We start from the raw sequence: 1,593 nt of genomic DNA on the forward strand, positions 1-1,593 counted from the left end.
AAACTCTTTCACTTCTTGCTCCTTACCTTCTTTCGCTTTCATGATTACTAATAATCCGATTTTTTCATTTTTTGTGTTGTCCATAATATTACTTTTTTTAGATTGAGAAAATGTTTGAATTGTTATCCCTAGAAGTAGAACTAAGCTACTTAATTTAAGTAAACTTTTAAATTTCATTTTGACTTATTTTGTTACACTGCAAATGTGGAAATAAATAAGGGGCCTTGGAATGGAGATAAGAGACTTGAGCATGGACAATTTTCCAGTGACAATGAAGAATGTAAAAAAGCTCATAACACTTTATATGAAATCATAGCTCCCATTCGGGCGGTACGCTTCATATACTAAACGTTGTGCGTAATGCGGAGAAGTGTCATTTCCTGAAATAGGTTGACTAAAAATTAAACCTTTTAGTACTTGGAATTACTACATTAGACTGGACATAGAGTTGAGTGACTATTATTGCAAGTTATTAACTTAGCAATTATGAGACGTAAAGCCAAACATTACACTTTAGAGTTTAACAAAAAGCAGTAGAATTAAGTTATGCCAAAGGCAGTGTAGCACAGGTTTGTGAAGACTTGGATTACTTACCTGCTGTTCTTTACCGGTGGCGTAAAGAGCAAAAAGAATTATGGTAAAAATAGTTTTCCCGGCCGGGGTAATCCTAAAATGACCGATGAACAAAAAGAGATAGCTCGTTTAAAGAAACAGCTTAAAGAAGCCGAATTAGAACGTGATATCTTAAAAAAGGCGATTGGCATCCCAGCCTGCCGGCTGGCAGGTTCTCCGCGAGCGACAAGAAAAATACAGGTTCATAAAACAGCATCGTATGAAATTTCCTGCCCGTAAGATGTGCACTATATTAGCTGTGAGTAAAAGCGGTTATTACCATTGATTAAAATCTGGTCCCAGCACCCTTTGGAAAGAAAATCAGAAGCTCTCTTCATTAATCAAAGATATATTTGAGTATAGCCACCAGAGCTATGGAGCTCCGAGAATAGAAGCTGAATTGAAAGCTTTAGGCTTTAAGATTTCAAAGCCACGGGTAGCCCGTATAATGAAGGCAAACTATTTATATGCTAAGAGAAAGCGTAAGTTTAAAGCCACCACCGATAGTAACCATAAATATCCCATAGCACCAAACTTGTTGAACCAATGCTTTAATGTAGCTAGAGCTAATCAAGTATGGGTAAGCGATATTACCTATGTTCAGACCAATCAGGGTTGGAGTTATCTAAAAGTGATTATTGATCTATTTAATAGAAAATTTAAGTGATACCCTAAATACCGAAGATACTGTTATAAAAGCTTGGCAGATGGCTATTAAAAATACCAAAATCACACAACCTTTGATTTTCCATTCAGACCGAGGTATTCAGTATCCCAGCCAAAGATTTACCAATCTACTTAAAAGTTATAATGGTCTGGTAAAACAATCTATGAGTCGAAAAGGAAATTGCTGGTACAATGCCGTGGCGGAATCCTTTTTTAAATCTCTAAAAGTAGAGTGGGTATATTGGCATAAGTACAAACTTAGATCACAGGCAGAGTTATCTATCTTTCAGTGGATAGAAACTTGGTACAATACCA

The 1,593-nt window shown here is 36.0% G+C and carries 1 pseudogene; it reads left to right on the forward strand.

The features are described from left to right. Window positions 1–462: 462 nt before the first annotated feature. Window positions 463–1,593: pseudogene (locus tag RM529_RS17235) on the forward strand (IS3 family transposase); the annotation flags it as partial.

This window comes from Autumnicola edwardsiae, from assembly GCF_031846505.1.
In the GTDB taxonomy this organism is placed as follows: Bacteria; Bacteroidota; Bacteroidia; order Flavobacteriales; family Flavobacteriaceae; genus Autumnicola; species Autumnicola edwardsiae.